Below are 17,655 nucleotides of genomic sequence, written 5' to 3' on the forward strand. Positions count from 1 at the left end.
CGCCATGGCAGGAGCAAGATCAGCAGCTCAGCCGCTTCTGTTCGCTAGCAACCTTGTTCAGCACAGTCTTTGAAGCACTGGGATAACGCTTCGGCACTTCCCGCAGCGTGGCGCAGGCGGTCTCGGTGTTGTCCAGAGCTGCAAGCGACATGCCGAGCTTCATCAGCATTTCCGGTGCTTTCGGAGACTTGCCATAGGTCTGATGGCCGTTCAGGAAGGTTTTTGCGGCCTCGTTGAACTTGCCCTGCGAATATTGTGCCTCGCCCAGCCAGAAGCTGGCATCGGCGGCCTTGGTGCCTTTCGGGTAACCCTGGAGATATTGCTGGAACCCCTGCTCCGCAAGCTTGTAATCGCCGGAAAGAACATGGCCGTAAGCAGCCTGATAGATATCGCCCTCGCTGGTGAGTGCTGCGGTGTTGACCGGATCGGTCTTGCGCGAACCGTTGCCGGTGGTAACGCCCGGGAGACTACCGGAAGAATTGTTGGCACCCTGGTTCAATGAGCCACCGATCGGCATGCCCTTGGAATCAAGCTCGATGGAGCCAAGCGTCGTCTCTCCCGGTGCACTCGTCGGCGCGTTCGCGGAAGAGGACGGCGAAACGGAAGCGCCACCCTGAGGTGGCGTTTCGATGATCGTTGCAACGTCGTCGCTCGGCGGAGCGGCCGGAGTGGCCTCCGCCTTCTTTTTCGGCGCGGTGGTACTCGCGCCTTTGCCGCCTTCCAGTTCCTGGAAGCGGAATTCATTGTCTTCCTGCGCCTTGCGGATCGTTTCCTGCATCTGCAAAAGCTGGAAGCTCATTTCTTCGATACGGCCGTTGAGTTGCCGGATCTGTTCTTCAAGCTGCTGAACCTTATAGGCTTCATTGGCCTGAACCCGCACAATTGGGACCTGCTGAGAGTTGATCGTGCCGAAGCTACCCCCCACACCGAACAGCGGACCCGAAACGGCTGTGCCGCTCAAGCCGGTGCAGGCTGCAAGCCCCAGCATTCCCGCCACGACAAGTTTCTTCATCTCATTTGCCCTGCCTTAACTGATTTGCACCGGAATGGCGCAAGCCGGATTTTTTCCATATCAACCGAAAAAGCAACTTAACTTCGGCCAAACTATGAAAAAAACGAAAGGCGGCCCATAGACCGCCTTCCATTCGAGATCACAAAAGCGTCAGGCGATTACATGCCTGCGCCACCGAGAACCGTCACAGCGCGGCGGTTCTGCGACCAGCAGGAAATGTCATCGCAAACGGCGACCGGCTTTTCCTTGCCGTAGGAGATCGTCTTCATGCGGCTTGCCGGAACGCCCTGGGACGCCAGGAAGTCACGGGTTGCAGCGGCACGACGGGCGCCGAGCGCCAGGTTGTATTCACGCGTACCGCGCTCGTCGGCATGGCCTTCGACGGTGATGGCGTATTTCGGGTAACGGGCAAGCCACTGTGCCTGGCGCTGCAGCGTCTGCTGCGCGTCTGCACGGATGGACGTCGAGTCCGTATCAAAGAAGATGCGGTCGCCAACATTAACCGTGAAGTCCTGCTGGGAGCCGGGCGTCGCAGAGCCCGCACCGCCGAGACCGAGCTCACCGGCGCTGTTCGGCATGTTCTTCTTGTTCGCGCAGCCTGCGAGAGCAAGAGCGAGCGTCATGGCGATAACAGCCGGATTACGGGCCAGTTTCTGCATCGGGCTGAGTGCCGAAGTGTGTGTACGGCTCATCGCCGGTCTCTCCTTGGGATTGCAATAACGTTGCCAGACACTAACGGATCGAGGTTAATAGCCGACAAACGCTTATGGTTAACAGAAAGGAAACGTCCCACTTTTTTGCTCCCTCACAACACTTTGCGGCAAGAAAGAGGCAGTTTCCCGTACGGCATGTGTAAAAACATGACGGCGCCGGTTGGGCCGGCGCCGTCATGGCAGTCAATATCAGTCCAGAAGCGGCGACCAGGCCGGGTCCGAAGCGAAGGTGGGAGTCTTGATCAGCTGTTCGTTGTAGCCGGTCAAGTCGATCGAATAGAGCTGCGGACCGCCAGCACCAGCGTTCTGGCGGAAGAACATCAGCACACGGCCGTTCGGCGCCCATGTTGGGCCTTCATTATGAAAGCCGCTGGTCAGAATGCGCTCACCCGAACCGTCGGTTTTCATCACGCCAATCGAGAACTTGCCGCCCGATTGTTTGGTGAAGGCGATCAGATCGCCGCGTGGCGACCAGACCGGCGTGGAATACGACCCGTCGCCGAACGAAATACGCTGCTGTCCTGAACCATCGGCATTCATCACGTAAATTTGCTGACGGCCGCCACGGTCGCTTTCAAAGGCAACACGTTGCCCATCCGGGGAGAATGACGGTGCAGTATCGATCGCGGACGTGTTCGTCAGGCGCGTCGTGGTTCGTGAGCGCAGGTCCATGGTGTAGATATTGGCGTTACCATCCTGCTGAAGGCTCATGATGACCTTCTGGCCATCCGGCGAGAAGCGCGGCGAGAATGTCATGCCGGGGAAATTACCGACCACTTCGCGCTGTCCGGTTTCTAGCTGCAGCAGGTAAACGCGCGGCTGCTGGCCTTCAAACGACATGTAGGTGACTTCCTGACGGTTCGGCGAAAAACGCGGCGTCAGAACGATGTCGTTCGAATTGGTGAGGTTACGGACGTTGAAGCCGTCCTGGTCCATGATCGACAGCTGACGCTTGCGGGCTGTCTTCGGGCCGCTTTCCGAGACGAAAACGACGCGGGTATCGAAGTAACCCTTTTCACCGGTGACGCGCTCATAAATGGCGTCCGCGATGATGTGGGCGACACGGCGCCAGTTTTCCGGCTGCGTGAAGAACTGCTGCCCGGTCATCTGCTGGCCTGCGAAAGTATCCCAAAGGCGGAACTCCGCACGCAGACGGCCATCGCTTTCACGCGTCACGCGGCCCGTTACGAGTGCCTGCGCGTTGATAACCTTCCAGTCCTCAAAACGCGGCTGCTGATCCGGGTTGGCGATTTTTTCGATGAAGGCACTCTTGTTGACTGGCGCAAACAGGCCGGAACGCTGCAGATCGGCAGCAATTACGGCCGATACCTGCGCGCCGATGCCGTCACCCGAGATGAAGTCGGTGATGGCGATGGGCAAGGGTTCGACGTTGCCCTTGTTGATGTTGATTTCCACCCGCGCAAAAGCCGGTGCGGAGAAAACCGACATAAGGGCCGCGACAGCGAGCACCAGCCGGATCGGCGAAAATATCTTCATGTTGCCAGGCCTTTCAGCATTCATAGCAATTCACTGGGATCGAAATTCACTACGACTTCGTTCCATGCATCATATTTGTCGGCAGGAAGGTTCGTGAACGGAGCAGAACGCATGATGGCGCGATAGGCACCACCGGAAAGGGCGCGACGCGTTCCCTCGGAACCACCCGTTGCTTCGATCTCGGGCCGGCCGATGATGGATCCATCACGGTCAAGCTTCATGGTGACCCGAACGCGAACGTCCGAGGCATCCGCCATGCCGGGAATGATCTGCCAGTTTTTCTGGATTGCGCCACGCAGCGCATCCATTTCCGTCTGGCTGAGCGTCGAACCGCCCGTGGTCTTTTTGCCGCCAAGCGATGCCTGCTGGGTGGAGCGCTTTGCACCACCACCGGAGGGCGCCTGCTTGTTCAAAAGCGCGGCAACATCGTCAGCGTTAAAATCGCTTTCCTTCGACGAAGCGGATTTCGCCGTTTCCTGCTTTTTCTCACCCGGCTTCTTGTCGGAAGGCTTGTCCGTGGACTTTGCCTGATCGGGCTTGGTCTCTGCAGGCTTCTCAGCGGGCTTCTGCTCGGCAGGTTTGGTCTCAGCCTGTTTCGGCACTTCCGGCTTCGGCGGCTCCGGGCGGGAATTCGGGCGCGGCACATTCGGCGGCACGGGAATTTCGGCCGGTTCCTGTTGCACCGGGGGTGGCTCTTCCGCTTTCGTTTCCTGCGGCGGCGGCTCCGTCTTGGGTTGCGGCGCGATCTCGGGCTTGGTCTGCGGCAAGGCGGCCATTTCCTGCGGCTTCGGAGCCGAGGTCTCTTCCTTGACGATTTCCTTCACCTCATTCGCCTTGGTGTCGACAACCGGCTGCGGCTTTTCCTGCTTTGGCGGAGCGGCCGCACTGATATTGTCGTTCGGCTTTGTAGTAGGCGTCGGCGGCGCTTCTATATCGGCCACGTTGTTGCCGACATTCTGAGCGTTCGGAACGATATCCGGACGTGTAGTCGGAACCGGGGCCGACTTTTCCGCCTTCGGCGCGTTCTTGTCGCCTTGCTGGATCTGGCTCAATTCCTCGATTGGCACCAGCTCCACAGGCAGGGCCTCAGCCTGCGACACGTCAAGAGGCTCCGGCGAGCCCAGGGAAACGAGGGCGAAAGCCAGAAGCGATGCGTGCACGATCGCGGATGTGGTAAGGCTGCCCTTCATCGCTGACGTCAATTATCCTGTTTCTGCTGGGTCACAAGGCCGATATTCTTGAAGCCCGCTGCCTGGATACGCGCCATCACGTCGGCGACGACGCCATAGGCGGCAACGGAATCCGCGCGCACGAAGATGCGTTCGTTATAACCTGTCGTGGCGATTGCCTGCAGCTTGTCGGCCACCTCGGCCGCCTGGATTTCCGTTTCCTGCAAATGGATCTGGCCATTGGCATTGACGGAAATCGTGATCGGCTGCGTATCCGAATTCAGCGCGTTGGCAGATGTCTGCGGCAGGTCGATCGGAACGCCGACCGTCATCATCGGTGCGGCCACCATGAAAATGATGAGCAGCACGAGCATGACGTCAACCAGTGGCGTCACGTTGATTTCGCTGATCGCGCCGCCCCTGCGACGTCCGCCGCGCCCACGGCGTCCACCGGAACCGCCGCTGCTGCCACCTGCTGACATACCCATAACATCTACTCCATTTTGCCTCGCGGCAAATTACTGCGCGGCGCGCTTATTGGGCTGCCTGCCGCGTCTGAAGTTTTTCATCGATCTGGCGCGACAAGATCGCGGAGAACTCGTCGGCGAAACCTTCCATACGAGCGGAAAGCTTGTGCGCGTCAGCCGTGAACTTGTTGTAGGCGATAACCGCCGGAATAGCCGCGACAAGACCGATGGCCGTTGCCAGAAGCGCTTCGGCGATACCCGGCGCCACGACCGCAAGGTTGGTGGACTTCGAACCGGCAATCGCCTGGAACGAGGTCATGATACCAACGACCGTACCGAAGAGGCCGATGAACGGACCGGCAGAACCGATCGTCGCCAACGAACCGAGGCGAGCCTCGTATTGTTCGCCTTCACGAGCAATCGTCACGTCCATTGCCCGGTCGATACGCATTTGCAGACCGATGGGTGAACGGGCGCCGCGTTCAAATGATTTCTTCCACTCCCGCATGGCGGAAACGAAAATTGCCGCGAGACCAACATTCTGGCGTTCTGCCAGAGTGCGGTAAAGCTCCTCGAGCGACTGGCCAGACCAGAAGACCTGTTCGAACTGGTCGAACTGGCGCTTTGCCTTGCCGAAGCTTACGTATTTGTCGAAGACGATCGCCCACGTCCAGACCGAGGCGGCGATAAGTCCAATCATCACGAACTTCACGATGAGGCCCGCCTGCATAAACAGCGCCCAGAGACTTACATCGTGCGTCGCCGCTGCCAAACCTGCCTGTTCCATAAATATCCAATCCCCGAATCCAAACGCCCGGTACGGGACCGGGCGATTCAAACGCGTGTTAACGCTCGAAGCTATGCAGCAACAGCCGCAAACCCCTTTGCCATACCCCGATACTTGCCAGTAAGCCTTACTTGCCAATAAATTTGGTGAAAGGAAGGCGTGCGCCGCACAAATGCCAGTTGCTAAAGTAAGACACCATTATGGTTAAAGGAGTGTTACAACCGCGCCACGTCTGATGGATTTACTGGACCAGCCCCGAACTTACTTCAGGAATTTTTCGGCCACCGTCTCCGGAAGGCGCCTTGGCCGGCCATTGGCATTGATGACGGCGATGATGACCTTGGCGGCAACAAGGAGCGTTTCGCCGCGCCGGATTTCCTGATTGAGCACCATTTTTGCGCCCCCGGCCTTTTCGGTAAGGGTGGTGATCGTCAACACATCATCCATCCGGGCCGGGCTCTTGAAATCGATCTCCATACGATGGACGACGAAAACGAGACCCTCCTCGTCGGCGGTCAGGAGTGCGCTTTGCTCGCAGCCGAGGCAACGCAGGTAGTCGGTTCGACCGCGCTCGAGAAAATGCAGATAGCGCGCGTGATAAACGAGGCCGGAAAAATCCGTGTCCTCGTAATAGACCCGCTGGGTCAGGCGGTGCCCATGTTCGATGAGTTCGCCGGAAAGCGAAACCACAAGCTCGCTCATGATATCTCCTTGGAAAGTTCGGCCGCACCTGAACGACCTTCGCGGACGATGAGATGCTCGTGGCGCTGAGGCAGCATCGCGATGCGCTCAGCAATGAAACGGGGTCTGAGATCGTGTTCCAGCAGCGCGGAAGGCTGCGCGGGCAGCCAGCAGAACTCCACCTCGACGCCATCCAGCACGCGATGCACTATATCGCTTTCATGGAACGGCAAAGGCTGGCGCAGCGAAACCAGATAATAAAATGCCAATTCATGCGCGACATAATCATCATAGGCGAAAAAATTCTCCGCCGACCAGAGAAGACGCTCGACGGCGCAATCCCGGTCAAGCTCCTCGCCGATCTCGCGGATGATGGTCTGCTCTGAGCTTTCACCGATTTCCGCCCGCCCGCCCGGCAGGGCCCAATAGCTATCCTTGGCGCCACGCTGGACGAGAAGATAGTTCTCGTGGAAAATCAACGCCGCCACACGCATGCTGAACAGCTGCGGCTTGCGGTCCAGCCGGATCATATGGCGCTCAGGGGCAGAAGTCATTTGGCGTCCAGGTCGCCGTCATACCAGACAAGGTGTCTTGTGGTCTCAGGCAGGTGTTCTATTTCATCCGCGATGAAATAGGGCGGAATATCGAGTTCGGTCAATGCATCACGGGTCGCAGCGACCCAGCGAAACTCAAGCTCGTTATCGCCATCCTGAACGCGGTGAATGATATCCGTCGGGTGAAAGGCAAGGGTCTCCGGCAAATCCATCAGGTAATAGAAACCGAGTTCGTGCCACTCCTTACCCTCATAATGGAAAAAATTCTCGACCGCCCATAGAAGCCGCCCGACCTTCGCTTCGACACCAAGTTCCTCGACCATTTCGCGCGCCAGCGTTTCTTCGGAACGCTCGCCCATTTCGGCGCGACCACCTGGAAAGGTCCAGAATTTCTCATGGGACGCGCGGTGCACCAACACGTGGCCATCCCGAAACGCCAGCCCCGCAACGCGCATCTGGAAAATGCGTTTCGGCTTGAATTTCATGCGGATACGGGTGTCCTGCACCGTGGTGTCTTGTATCATTAACTGAACCTGCTGGCTGGAAACATCAAATCGGTTTCCGTCCACCCTAACGCATCCATCTCGGCTTTTCTCGCCTTTGCGTCGTCTCCCACAATGAATTCATCCAGTTGTGGCGGCTTGATCATGGTGCCGGACAACATGGCATGCACCTGCCCGCGATGATGCGTCTGGTGCTGGAAGAGATGGGACAACACATCGTCGCAGCGATCCTGCTGGATGCGTGTTCCACGATGGATATTGACGATGGCAGCGAGGCCGTCTTCATCCAGCATGTCGACAAAATCGATCAGTTCTTCGTCCAGTTTCGCTTGGGCAGCATGCAGCTCCGCCATGGTGGCGAAAGGCTCTTCCTCTTCAAAAGCGGCAAGGCCGAGCGTCCCGCCTTTAATCGCGTCGATATAAAACAGGTCAACGGTGTAGATGTGGTTCAGGGTGGCCCGAAGGGTTGGAAAGAAGCTGACGCGAGCGGCCACGAATTCCTCCTGCAACAGCTGAAGACAAGCCTGATGCAGCCTTAAATTAGCCAGCCGGTTGTTGCGCGCGAGTTTGCGGAAAACCCGCATCGGATCGTAGGCCATCGACGTCCCTTCTCATGGAGCCTGATAACGCCGCTTTTCAATCGACGTGTTCAAGCTCGGACTTGCTCTTCAGAACCTTCGCCCCATCTTCCTGCTCGATGAGATAAGCGGGTTCGTCCTTGCTAGCCTTGCGCTTTATCGTGGAACCGGAAATCGTTTTTTCGACATCATCAGTAAACGTCTCGACGATTTTTCCTTCGCCGGTTCCGTTGCCCCATTTCCAGCGAACCTTCGTACCCTTGCGATATCCAGACATCATCATTTCCTGACCAAAGAAAATCAAATGCGAAAGCGCCGGGCTTGTTCCCTCAATCCTCTTCCAGCGTCAGCCGGAATTGCGCCGCCTCGAGATCTTTAGGCGGCTGCATGCCCAGATGTTTCCAGGCAGTGCCGGTCAGAACGCGGCCGCGCGGCGTGCGCTGGATGAAACCCTGCTGGATCATGTAGGGTTCTATGATGTCTTCGATCGCATCACGCGGCTCCGACAAGCCAGCGGCGATGGTCTCGATACCAACAGGGCCGCCGCCGAAATTGACCGCGATCATGGTCAGATAGCGCATGTCCAGCTGATCGAGACCCATTTTGTCGACAAGCAACCGCGTCAGCGCTTCGTCGGCAATCTCACGGGTGACGGCTTCCGCCCGTGCCACCTCAGCGAAATCGCGAACCCGGCGCAAGAGCCGTCCGGCGATGCGCGGCGTGCCGCGTGCACGCCTTGCTATCTCGCGTGCGCCATCGTCGGTCATGTTCAGACCCATCAGCCGCGCGCCGCGCCGAACGATCAGCTCCAGCTCATCGACAGTGTAGAAGGCCAGACGGACAGGAATGCCGAAGCGGTCGCGCAGCGGCGTTGTCAACAAACCAAGACGCGTGGTCGCGGCAACGAGGGTGAACTTGGAAAGATCGATCTTCACCGAGCGGGCCGCAGGCCCCTCACCGATGATGAGGTCGAGCTGGAAATCCTCCATTGCCGGATAGAGAATTTCCTCGACTGCCGGGTTGAGACGATGGATTTCATCGATGAAGAGCACATCGCGCTCCTCGAGATTGGTCAAAAGTGCGGCAAGGTCGCCAGCCTTGGCGATCACTGGTCCGGAGGTGGACTTGAAGTTGACGCCAAGCTCCTTTGCCATGATCTGCGCCAGCGTGGTTTTGCCGAGACCGGGAGGCCCGACGAACAACACATGGTCCAGCGCCTCGCCACGGTTCTTTGCCGCCTCGATAAACACCTTGAGATTGGCGCGAGCCTCGGCCTGGCCGGTAAAATCGTCCAGCGACTGCGGGCGCATTGTGGTGTCGATATCTTCACCGCGCTTGTCCGCCGAAATCAGTCTGTCCGCATCGCTCATAGAGGGCATTCCATTGTTCTAAACCAATTCAGGAGATGGTCTTCGCCGCTATATCACGACTGTCGCACGAAGGCGCTTCACGAAATTCAGCATCGCACCCGGCTTCGTTCGCTTGCTGCGCGCAGCTTAGCGTGAAAGTTCGCGCAGGCCGAGCCGGATGAGTTTGGCACTGTCGCCGCCCTCCCCGCCGTTCTTCAGCGCGGCCGCAACGGCATTTGCGGCCTGATCGCGTGAATAGCCGAGATTGGTGAGCGCCGACACGGCATCCGCCACCGGCGCGGAGGCCACACCCTCGCCAAGTTCCTGCTTGAGCCCGATGGAAGCCGAAGCTTCTCCTGCAAAGGCAGGCGCCTTGTTGCGAAGCTCGGTAACGAGGCGCACCGCCACCTTCGGCCCTACGCCCGGCGCACGTGAAATCATCACCTTGTCCTGCAGCGCTATCGCATTGGCGAGTTCAGAAGGCGACAGGGTAGACAAGACGGCCAGCGCCACTTTCGAACCGACCCCCTGCACGCTCTGCAGCAGATTGAACCATTCCCGCTCAAGTGCCGACAAAAAGCCGAACAGCCTCAACTGGTCTTCGCGCACATAGGTTTCGATGAAGAGGACGACCGCTTCACCAGCGGAACCTATTTTTGAGAGTGTGCGCGCCGAGCAATAGGCGACGTAACAAACGCCGTGCACATCCACCAGCACGTAATCCGTGCCGATTTCCTCGATGGTGCCTTTAAGTTTTCCGATCATGATGCCGCCCGCTGCAATGAGACTTCAATATTCAACCGGCTGCCAATAGCCGCGCCATCCTGTCGCCGCCGCGATTATGGGCGTGGCAGATTGCGATCGCCAAGGCGTCCGCCGCATCGTTACCCTTGAATTCTGCTTTCGGCATCAGGATTTTCAGCATCATGTGGATTTGCTGCTTTTCGCCGTGCCCAACACCTATGACGGCTTTTTTGACCGCGTTCGGCGCATACTCGAAAACAGGCAACCCTGCCCGCGCCGGAACCAGCATGGCAATGCCGCGCGCCTGACCGAGCTTCAGCGTGGCGACAGCATCCTTGTTTACGAACGTCTGCTCCACCGCCGCCTCATCGGGTTGATAGCTGTGAACAGTATCCGCCAGCCCATCATGCAGCTGGCACAGGCGGGAGGCGAGATCCATATCACCATCCGATGTCACCGTGCCGGAAGCGACAAACCGAAGGCTGTTGCCGGAGGTTTCGATGACACCCCATCCGGTGCGCCGCAACCCGGGGTCGATACCGATGATTCGAATCGTCTTTTGCATAAGCCACCCTATCTTTTCGGCTGCGACCCTGCCAGCGATAAGTGAACAAAACGACAACATTGATCAAATTTGCAGTGCAGCATTTACCTCTGCTTAAACCGCGTACCGCATTGTTCCCGCACAAAATCAAAAAAGGGGAGCTGCGGACATGATGATCCGCAGCGCAATATTTTCGCCATATCAGCCATCCGGTGGCGCCATCAATGCATGGTGCGGGAAGTGATACGGCATTGAGGGCTGCATCGGCCATGCTGAACCGTTTTCATTCCATATCCACAAAAGTGCTCGTGATTTTCCTTGCGCTGATGACGATCTCGACCGGGGCTCTCACGCTTCTCGGCTATCAAAGCAGCAGCGGCGTTCTCGAAGAACAGGCGTCGAAATCCATGGAGAGCATTCTCGTCTTCAGGGGCGACATGCTGCAGGAACGCCTTGAGCAGCTTGAAACGCAGGCGGATTCCATCGCCAAGATCGAATCCCTGCAAATGGCGGTAGTTTCCATGCGCAGCGGCTGGGGCACCGTGCAGAAGAGTTCCGGCGACGCAAAAGCGGAACTGCAACGCGTCTTCGTCAAGGAGAACCCCTACGGCGAAAAAGAAAAGCTCATCAAGCCCGAAAATCCGAGCGGCTTTTATTATTCCACCCATGAAAAGACCCAGACGGATATCGGCGGCTACCTCAAGGGAACCCCATTCAGCGATGTTCTCTTCATCGATCCGGCCGGCACGGTTTATTACTCCTATCTGAAAGGACCGGCTTTCGGGGAAACCGTCACGGGTGGCGCCTGGGCGGATAGCGGCCTTGGGGCTGCTTTTGCGCGCGGAGCCACCAACGCAGGAAAAGCCGTGAACGACGTGGCGCAGACGAGTTTCTCCGGCCTGCGTATCGACGCCGCGACCAAAGAGGCCGGCATCTATTTCGGCATTCCGGTAGTCAAATTCGGCGCGTTCAAGGGCATCGTTCTCTTCCGCGTCAAACAAGAGGTCTTCAGCCAGATCCTCGCGAAAGGCATCTCCGCCGGCAGCTCCGAACAATCCGCGATCGTTTCCGCCGATGGCAAGGTTCTGGGCGTGGACGGCAACGGTCTCGTCAGCCTTAATCCGGCAATCTATGGCTTCCATGCACAAGCACTCAATACGTCCGGTATGACGATTGCCAAGATCAACCGTCCGGACGGCGAAGCCAATGCCTATGCCCGGGCCTTCTCGTTTGCCGGTGAAAAATACCTCGCGGTGGAAAGCATGTTGCGCAGCGAGTTGAACGCCGGTTCCATTTCGATTGCCGGCACGCTAGCCGTCATCGGCCTTTGCGTTCTGGCGGCCATGTGCGCGGCAACCGCCTTTTTTGCACGGCGCCTGTTCGCACCGCTGGAGAAGTTGGCCGGGCTGACCGGCGAAGTGGCGGCAGGCCGTCTCGATGCCGAGATCGGCAATCAGGACCGCAAGGACGAGATCGGCCGCATGGCGCGCGCGCTTGGCAGTTTCCGCGAAAAACTCATTTTGCAGCGGGAAATGGAAGCGACCGCGTCCCGCACGCGCGAGGAAGCCGAAACGGCACGCCGCGCACATCTTGCGGAACGAGAGGCCGAGGCAGGCACGCTGCAAATGGTCGTGCGTTCTCTTGACGAAGGGCTGGATCGACTGGCAAGCGGCAATCTCGCCTGTCGCATTGAGACTGTCTTCCCAGACGATCTTGAAAGCCTGCGCCACAACTTCAATACGGCGCTTGCAAGGCTCAGCGAGACCATGCAGGCCATCGGCGGCAATTCCGCCGCCGTTCGCGGCGGCTCGGAGGAAATGCGGGTAGGTGCAGACCAGCTCGCTGAGCGCACTGAACGGCAGGCCGCCTCCATTACCGAGACGGCAAGCGCCATCAAGGCAATCACCGAAGCCGTCCGCGACCAGATCGAACGCGCCGAACAGGCAACACGGATCGCCCGCGACGCCAGTACGCAGGCCACTGCGTCCAGCCAAGTCATGGAGCAGACCATCGCCGCCATGGAAGCGATCCAGACCTCGTCGCGCCAGATCAACCAGATCATCGGCGTTATCGATGAAATCGCCTTCCAGACCAACCTTCTCGCCCTGAACGCAGGTGTGGAAGCCGCGCGTGCGGGCGAGGCCGGCAAGGGTTTTGCCGTTGTGGCGCAGGAGGTGCGCGAGCTGGCACAACGCTCGGCCGCCGCCGCAAAAGAAATCACCAGCCTGCTGAAGCGCTCCACCGACGAGGTTTCCACCGGCGTGGCACTGGTCGAAAAGGCGGGGGCCTCGCTAACCGGCATCGGCAAGCACGTGCAGACCATCAGTTCCCGCATTGAAGAGATCATGGAATCCACCCGCGAGGAGGCGCATACGCTTGCTGAAATCAACAGCACCGTCACCAGTCTCGACACCATGACCCAGCAAAACGCCGCCATGGTGGAGGAGACGACGGCGGCCATTCACAATCTCGCTTCCGAGGCGGGAGAGATGGACGGCAGGCTCGGACAATTCGTGCTCGCTTCCGACCGGCAACCTCCAGACCATCGCGAAACCCGGCAATTCCGTCGAGCGGGCTAAAAAATGAAAAGGGGGCCTCTTTCGAGGCCCCAATTTTTTTGAACCATCCTTCAATTCTGCGCGACTTCTATGGTAAATTGGGACACGCGCCTTACATCCGCATCAAAGACAGAATTTGTGTAGGAGCGTTGGATGATCCCCTTTTCCATTCTCGACCTTTCGCCAATCGGCGAAGGCGAGAGCGTCAGCCAGGCGCTCGAAAATTCTCGCCGCATGGCGATCAAGGCTGAAGACCACGGTTACAACCGCATCTGGCTTGCGGAGCACCATGGCATGCCCGGTATTGCGAGCGCAGCCACATCGCTCGTCATCGCCCATGTTGGTGCCGCCACGAAACATATTCGCGTCGGCTCAGGCGGCATCATGCTGCCTAACCACTCCCCGCTCGTCATTGCCGAACAATTCGGCACGCTGGCGGCGCTGTTGCCTGGCCGGGTCGATCTCGGGCTTGGCCGCGCGCCGGGAACCGATATGCGGACGGCAAGGGCGCTGCGCCGCAATCTTGATGCCGGTGCGGAGAACTTCCCGCACGACATCATCGAGCTCCAGCAGTACCTTGGCCAGCCCCAGCAGGATCAGGCGATCCTTGCCGTGCCCGGCATGAATTCGCACGTGCCGCTCTGGTTGCTTGGCTCAAGCACCTATAGCGCGCATCTGGCAGCGGCACTCGGCCTGCCCTATTCCTTTGCGTCGCATTTTGCGCCTGACATGCTGATGGAGGCGATCCATATCTATCGCGAGCGCTTCCAGCCCTCTGCGACGCTGGACAAGCCCTATGTGATGGTTGGAGTGATGGGCGTCGGCGCCGATACCGACGAGGAGGCGCAATATCTCTTCACCTCGTCACAGCAGCAATTCGTCAACCTGCGCCGCAATGTACGCGTGCCGTTCCCCAAGCCGGTTCAGAGCATGGACGACCACTGGAACGAGATGGAGCGTTTTTCGGTGGAACATACCTTGCGTTTCGCCGCCGTCGGCTCGCCTGAAACAATCGGACGCCACCTCGACGGCTTCCTCGCCGAAACGCAGGCCGACGAACTGATCGTCTCGATGCCGATCCACAATATCGAAAAACGGCTGCAATCCGTGGAGATCTTCGCCGATGTGCGGACCTCCATCAGGAAAGCCGCCTAAACAAAAAGCCCCGGAGCGATGACGCTGCCGGGGCTTTTTTTTAAATCTGAACCGTCAGGCGGAAAGCTTGGCGAGAATTTCTTCCGAAACTTCGAAGTTGGAATAGACGCTCTGCACGTCGTCATCGTCTTCGAGATTGTCGATGAGCTTCATCAGCGACTGCGCCTTTTCCTCATCCACCGGCACCGTGTTCTGCGGCTTCCAGATGGCCTTGACGCTTTCAGCTTCGCCGAGCACGCCTTCCAGCGCCTTGGAAACCTCGTTCATCGCCTCGAAACCGCAGATGATGGTGTGACCGTCCTCAGAAGATTCGACATCGTCGGCACCAGCTTCGATAGCCGCTTCCATGACCTTGTCGGCATCGCCGACTTCGGCCTTGTAAGTGATCTCACCGACGCGGTCGAAGGAGAAGGAAACCGATCCGGTTTCGCCGAGTGCGCCACCAGCCTTGGTGAAGATGGAGCGGACGTTGGAGGCGGTGCGGTTGCGGTTGTCGGTCAAGGCCTCGACGACGACGGCGACGCCACCCGGGCCGTAACCCTCGTAACGGACCTCATCGTAGTTTTCGCTGTCTGCACCGGAAGCTTTCTTGATCGCGCGCTCGATATTGTCCTTCGGCATGGACTGGGCCTTGGCGTTCTGAATTGCCAGGCGCAGGCGCGCGTTCATGTTCGGGTCGGGCATGCCCGCCTTTGCCGCAACGGTGATTTCACGCGCAAGCTTGGAAAACATTTTGGACCGAACGGAGTCCTGCTTGCCCTTGCGGTGCATGATGTTCTTGAACTGTGAATGACCAGCCATGGAAAACCTGATTGTCTTAATTTGGAGATTGCGGGCCTTATAAGTGCGATATGCCCGCCGTTCAAGCCCGCAAGCGCTTTCTCTTGGCCGCAAGAATATAAGGAACTGATTTATCCGCTTTTCGTTTTGACAATGAAAGCGGAAGAGCGGGACATTTTTCACCCTCCCGGTCGCCGCAGCAAACCCAACGGAGGAAACACATGGTCAGTCTGACTGAAGCAAGAGAAAACCCTGCCCGCCAGCTCTGGGATGAGGTCAATTCGGTCCATGCCGGCATGCTTGGCCTCGAGGGCCTGCACAATCATATGCAGCCGATGGCACCGCACGCCGACCCCAAGACCAACACGATCTGGTTTTTCTCCAAGAAAGACACCGATCTCGTCAAAACGCTGAAGCCGGGTTCGCGGGCTCATTTTTGTGTCGTCGGCAAGGACCATGATTATCACGCCTGCCTCTCGGGTGTGCTCGAGGCGCGCGACGACAGGACAAAGATCGAAGAATACTGGAACTCCGTCACCGCAGCCTGGTACGAGCACGGTAAGAGCGATCCGCAACTGACGATGCTGGCGCTGCATGTTGACGACGCGGAAATCTGGGCCTCGACTGACAGCACGCTAAAATTCGGCTGGGAAATCGCCAAGGCCAATATGTCCGACGATAAAATGCCTGATGTCGGCGTTCGCCAGCACCTCGCCTTCGCCTGAGATACCGACTCCCCCGACTTTCCTCGCCGGTCGCTTTACTACATGCCTTTTGGCACCAGTATCTGCGGCTGGCGGGGAAGGTTTCTCATTGAGACCCGGATGATCGCATCTTTTGCGTAGGCGATCTGGAAGCTTTCCCCAAACATCGTCAAAAACTGCTCCAACGGAGGCCCAGTGCGGTGCATGGGCAAGATCAGTGCGGAGCGCAGGCGCTTGACCACGCGGCTCATGCTGTCGGCCCCCATCGTCAAACCACCATCCACTGGAACCATCAGCACATCCAGACGACCAATTTCGGCATAATGCTTGTCCGTCAGTTCGTGATGCAGATGGCCGAGATGGCCGATACACAGCCCCGCGACCTCGAAGATGAAAATGGAATTGCCGTTTTCCTGAAAGGATTCGTAATCGCCCCAGCGGTTGCGAATGTCAGTCGCGACGTTGCGGATATAGACATCACCAACCAGAATCTTGTGCTCGGCCTTTTCTCCGGGCGTATCGCTCCAACCGTGCAGCACATGTTGAATGGCCGGATCCGGACTAAGAGTGAAATGCGTCATATGCGCCCGGTTCATCGTCACCACTGTCGGCGTGACCGGTGGGCGATAGACGCCATTATAATCTGTGGCGATCGTCACGCCGCCAGGACTTTCGATGAGATAGGTGGAATGGCCGATGAAGCTGATCTTCACCTCTTCCTTAGCCGTGGCCTGCGCCAGCTGGGCACCTGCCGGTTTGAAGCTGGCGAACATGACGCCGGGAATGTTGCGGGCGATTGCCTGGCACTGGCTCACAGGAGGGCGGCTTCCAGCCTGGGAAAAGGCCGCTCCCGCGCACGCAACCAGTCCGGCCATTGCAAGCATTAGCACGCGCAGCATCATGCCACTCCCTCGAACTTGCGAAGAAAGGAAGATGAGGCAGGTTTTGCAGGGCGTCCAGCGCCAACAGCGGCGGAACGCTCACGATCTCGTCATTGTGAACGGGTGATGAGCGCTAGAAGCCGAAAGCTCACGCCCAGAAGGACGGGAGGGTTTCGGAGAGCCTCGGGCCAATTCGCAGCGGTGCGATCTTTTCCGCAAGGCCGGTCCGGTCGGAAATCTCGACGCCGACGCCGCAGATCGTCGCAGGTCCACTGGCGGCTTCGAAACGGCCCTTCGGCATTTTGGAAATGAAGCGGTTGATCGGCTCTTCCTTTTCCATGCCAAGCGAGCTGTCGTAGTCACCGCACATGCCGGCATCCGACATATAGGCCGTGCCACCGTTCAAGATCTGGGCGTCAGCAGTCGGAACATGGGTGTGGGTGCCGACAACAAAGCTTGCGCGTCCATCAACGAAATGACCGAAACACTGTTTTTCGCTCGTCGCTTCCGCGTGGAAATCGAAGATGATGGCGTCGGCCTGCTCCTTCAGCGGGCAGGCAGCGAGAATGTTCTCCGCCGATTTGAAGGGATCGTCCAGTTCCGGATGCATGAAGACCCGGCCCATGATGTTGGCAACAAGCACACGCGCGCCGTTGCGGGCGTAAAAAATGCCCGAGCCCTTGCCCGGCGTACCATCGGGATAATTGGCTGGCCGCAGGAACTGGTCATGGCGCTCGCAGAAGGAAACGGCCTCCTTCTGGTCCCAGACATGGTTGCCGGTCGTCACCACATCCGCACCGGCATTGATGGTTTCGAGATAGATATCCTCGGTGATGCCGAAACCACCGGCGGCGTTTTCGCCATTAACGATGACGAAATCGAGCTTCAGATCGGAAATAAGCCCGGGCAACCTGTCCCAGACAGCCGTGCGTCCGGTCTTGCCAACCATATCTCCGAGAAAAAGAAGCCTCATTCACCC

20 protein-coding genes are annotated in these 17,655 nt (G+C 58.4%); 3 read left to right on the forward strand and 17 right to left on the reverse strand.

Going from position 1 to position 17,655, the window contains the following annotated elements; translation table 11 throughout:
* Positions 1-19: 19 nt before the first annotated feature.
* The 14 genes from ybgF to ruvC all read right to left on the reverse strand — a co-directional run bounded on the left by ybgF (position 20) and on the right by ruvC (position 10,619).
* On the reverse strand, positions 20-1,012 hold the full coding sequence (gene ybgF, locus FB593_RS11895; protein WP_065687924.1) for a tol-pal system protein YbgF: 993 nt from the start codon (positions 1,010-1,012) through the stop codon (positions 20-22).
* Between the two features lie 158 nt (positions 1,013-1,170).
* Positions 1,171-1,704, reverse strand: coding sequence for a peptidoglycan-associated lipoprotein Pal (gene pal, locus FB593_RS11900; protein WP_003511386.1), 534 nt, complete (start codon positions 1,702-1,704; stop codon positions 1,171-1,173).
* Positions 1,705-1,914: 210 nt separating this feature from the next.
* Positions 1,915-3,222 carry a Tol-Pal system beta propeller repeat protein TolB gene (gene tolB / locus FB593_RS11905; RefSeq protein ID WP_003511387.1) on the reverse strand — a complete coding sequence of 436 codons (1,308 nt, stop codon included), beginning with the start codon at positions 3,220-3,222 and terminating at the stop codon, positions 1,915-1,917.
* A gap of 20 nt (positions 3,223-3,242) precedes the next feature.
* On the reverse strand, positions 3,243-4,412 hold the full coding sequence (locus tag FB593_RS11910; RefSeq protein WP_013761817.1) for a hypothetical protein: 1,170 nt from the start codon (positions 4,410-4,412) through the stop codon (positions 3,243-3,245).
* Between the two features lie 8 nt (positions 4,413-4,420).
* Positions 4,421-4,879, reverse strand: a complete 459-nt coding sequence (tolR, locus tag FB593_RS11915) for a protein TolR (RefSeq protein WP_003511389.1) — start codon at positions 4,877-4,879, stop codon at positions 4,421-4,423.
* A gap of 46 nt (positions 4,880-4,925) precedes the next feature.
* Complete coding sequence (gene tolQ / locus FB593_RS11920; protein WP_003511390.1) at positions 4,926-5,645, reverse strand: protein TolQ; 720 nt, start codon at positions 5,643-5,645, stop codon at positions 4,926-4,928.
* A gap of 261 nt (positions 5,646-5,906) precedes the next feature.
* On the reverse strand, positions 5,907-6,347 hold the full coding sequence (gene ybgC, locus FB593_RS11925) for a tol-pal system-associated acyl-CoA thioesterase (RefSeq protein ID WP_003511391.1): 441 nt from the start codon (positions 6,345-6,347) through the stop codon (positions 5,907-5,909).
* A complete protein-coding gene (locus FB593_RS11930; protein ID WP_013761818.1) occupies positions 6,344-6,880 on the reverse strand; it encodes an NUDIX hydrolase in 537 nt (178 codons plus the stop codon). The genes ybgC and FB593_RS11930 overlap by 4 nt, the downstream gene beginning before the upstream one ends.
* The gene (locus tag FB593_RS11935; RefSeq protein WP_013761819.1) at positions 6,877-7,404 is read right to left on the reverse strand and encodes an NUDIX hydrolase; all 528 of its coding nucleotides are present in this window, start codon (positions 7,402-7,404) and stop codon (positions 6,877-6,879) included. The genes FB593_RS11930 and FB593_RS11935 overlap by 4 nt, the downstream gene beginning before the upstream one ends.
* Positions 7,404-7,982 carry a DinB family protein gene (locus FB593_RS11940; RefSeq protein WP_013761820.1) on the reverse strand — a complete coding sequence of 193 codons (579 nt, stop codon included), beginning with the start codon at positions 7,980-7,982 and terminating at the stop codon, positions 7,404-7,406. Before FB593_RS11940 ends, FB593_RS11935 begins: the two co-directional genes overlap by 1 nt.
* A gap of 37 nt (positions 7,983-8,019) precedes the next feature.
* The gene (locus FB593_RS11945) at positions 8,020-8,238 is read right to left on the reverse strand and encodes a DUF2945 domain-containing protein (protein WP_075807662.1); all 219 of its coding nucleotides are present in this window, start codon (positions 8,236-8,238) and stop codon (positions 8,020-8,022) included.
* Between the two features lie 52 nt (positions 8,239-8,290).
* Positions 8,291-9,331, reverse strand: a complete 1,041-nt coding sequence (ruvB, locus tag FB593_RS11950; RefSeq protein ID WP_003511396.1) for a Holliday junction branch migration DNA helicase RuvB — start codon at positions 9,329-9,331, stop codon at positions 8,291-8,293.
* Between the two features lie 126 nt (positions 9,332-9,457).
* Positions 9,458-10,075, reverse strand: coding sequence for a Holliday junction branch migration protein RuvA (ruvA, locus tag FB593_RS11955; RefSeq protein WP_003511397.1), 618 nt, complete (start codon positions 10,073-10,075; stop codon positions 9,458-9,460).
* Between the two features lie 31 nt (positions 10,076-10,106).
* Positions 10,107-10,619 (reverse strand): crossover junction endodeoxyribonuclease RuvC, encoded by a 513-nt coding sequence (gene ruvC, locus FB593_RS11960; protein WP_145166621.1) that lies wholly within the window; start codon positions 10,617-10,619, stop codon positions 10,107-10,109.
* 248 nt (positions 10,620-10,867) lie between these two features.
* Between ruvC and FB593_RS11965 the strand changes: the two genes are divergently transcribed.
* Both FB593_RS11965 and FB593_RS11970 read left to right on the forward strand, forming a co-directional pair.
* Positions 10,868-13,177, forward strand: coding sequence for a methyl-accepting chemotaxis protein (locus FB593_RS11965; RefSeq protein WP_025595392.1), 2,310 nt, complete (start codon positions 10,868-10,870; stop codon positions 13,175-13,177).
* Between the two features lie 132 nt (positions 13,178-13,309).
* A complete protein-coding gene (locus tag FB593_RS11970; protein WP_025595391.1) occupies positions 13,310-14,311 on the forward strand; it encodes an LLM class flavin-dependent oxidoreductase in 1,002 nt (333 codons plus the stop codon).
* A gap of 54 nt (positions 14,312-14,365) precedes the next feature.
* Here the strand turns inward: FB593_RS11970 and FB593_RS11975 are convergent, their stop codons facing one another.
* Entirely contained in the window at positions 14,366-15,112 is a 747-nt protein-coding gene (locus FB593_RS11975) for a YebC/PmpR family DNA-binding transcriptional regulator (RefSeq protein WP_003497595.1), read from the reverse strand.
* A gap of 200 nt (positions 15,113-15,312) precedes the next feature.
* Here FB593_RS11975 and FB593_RS11980 point away from each other — a divergent pair, with 200 nt between their 5' ends.
* Complete coding sequence (locus tag FB593_RS11980) at positions 15,313-15,816, forward strand: pyridoxamine 5'-phosphate oxidase family protein (RefSeq protein ID WP_003511401.1); 504 nt, start codon at positions 15,313-15,315, stop codon at positions 15,814-15,816.
* Positions 15,817-15,854: 38 nt separating this feature from the next.
* On the opposite strand, the gene FB593_RS11985 is transcribed toward FB593_RS11980, so the two are convergent.
* On the reverse strand, positions 15,855-16,697 hold the full coding sequence (locus FB593_RS11985) for an MBL fold metallo-hydrolase (protein ID WP_145166622.1): 843 nt from the start codon (positions 16,695-16,697) through the stop codon (positions 15,855-15,857).
* A gap of 127 nt (positions 16,698-16,824) precedes the next feature.
* Complete coding sequence (locus FB593_RS11990) at positions 16,825-17,649, reverse strand: TIGR00282 family metallophosphoesterase (RefSeq protein WP_003511403.1); 825 nt, start codon at positions 17,647-17,649, stop codon at positions 16,825-16,827.
* Positions 17,650-17,655: the final 6 nt, after the last annotated feature.

Source organism: Rhizobium sp. SJZ105 (assembly GCF_007828365.1).
In the GTDB taxonomy this organism is placed as follows: domain Bacteria; phylum Pseudomonadota; class Alphaproteobacteria; order Rhizobiales; family Rhizobiaceae; genus Agrobacterium; species Agrobacterium tumefaciens.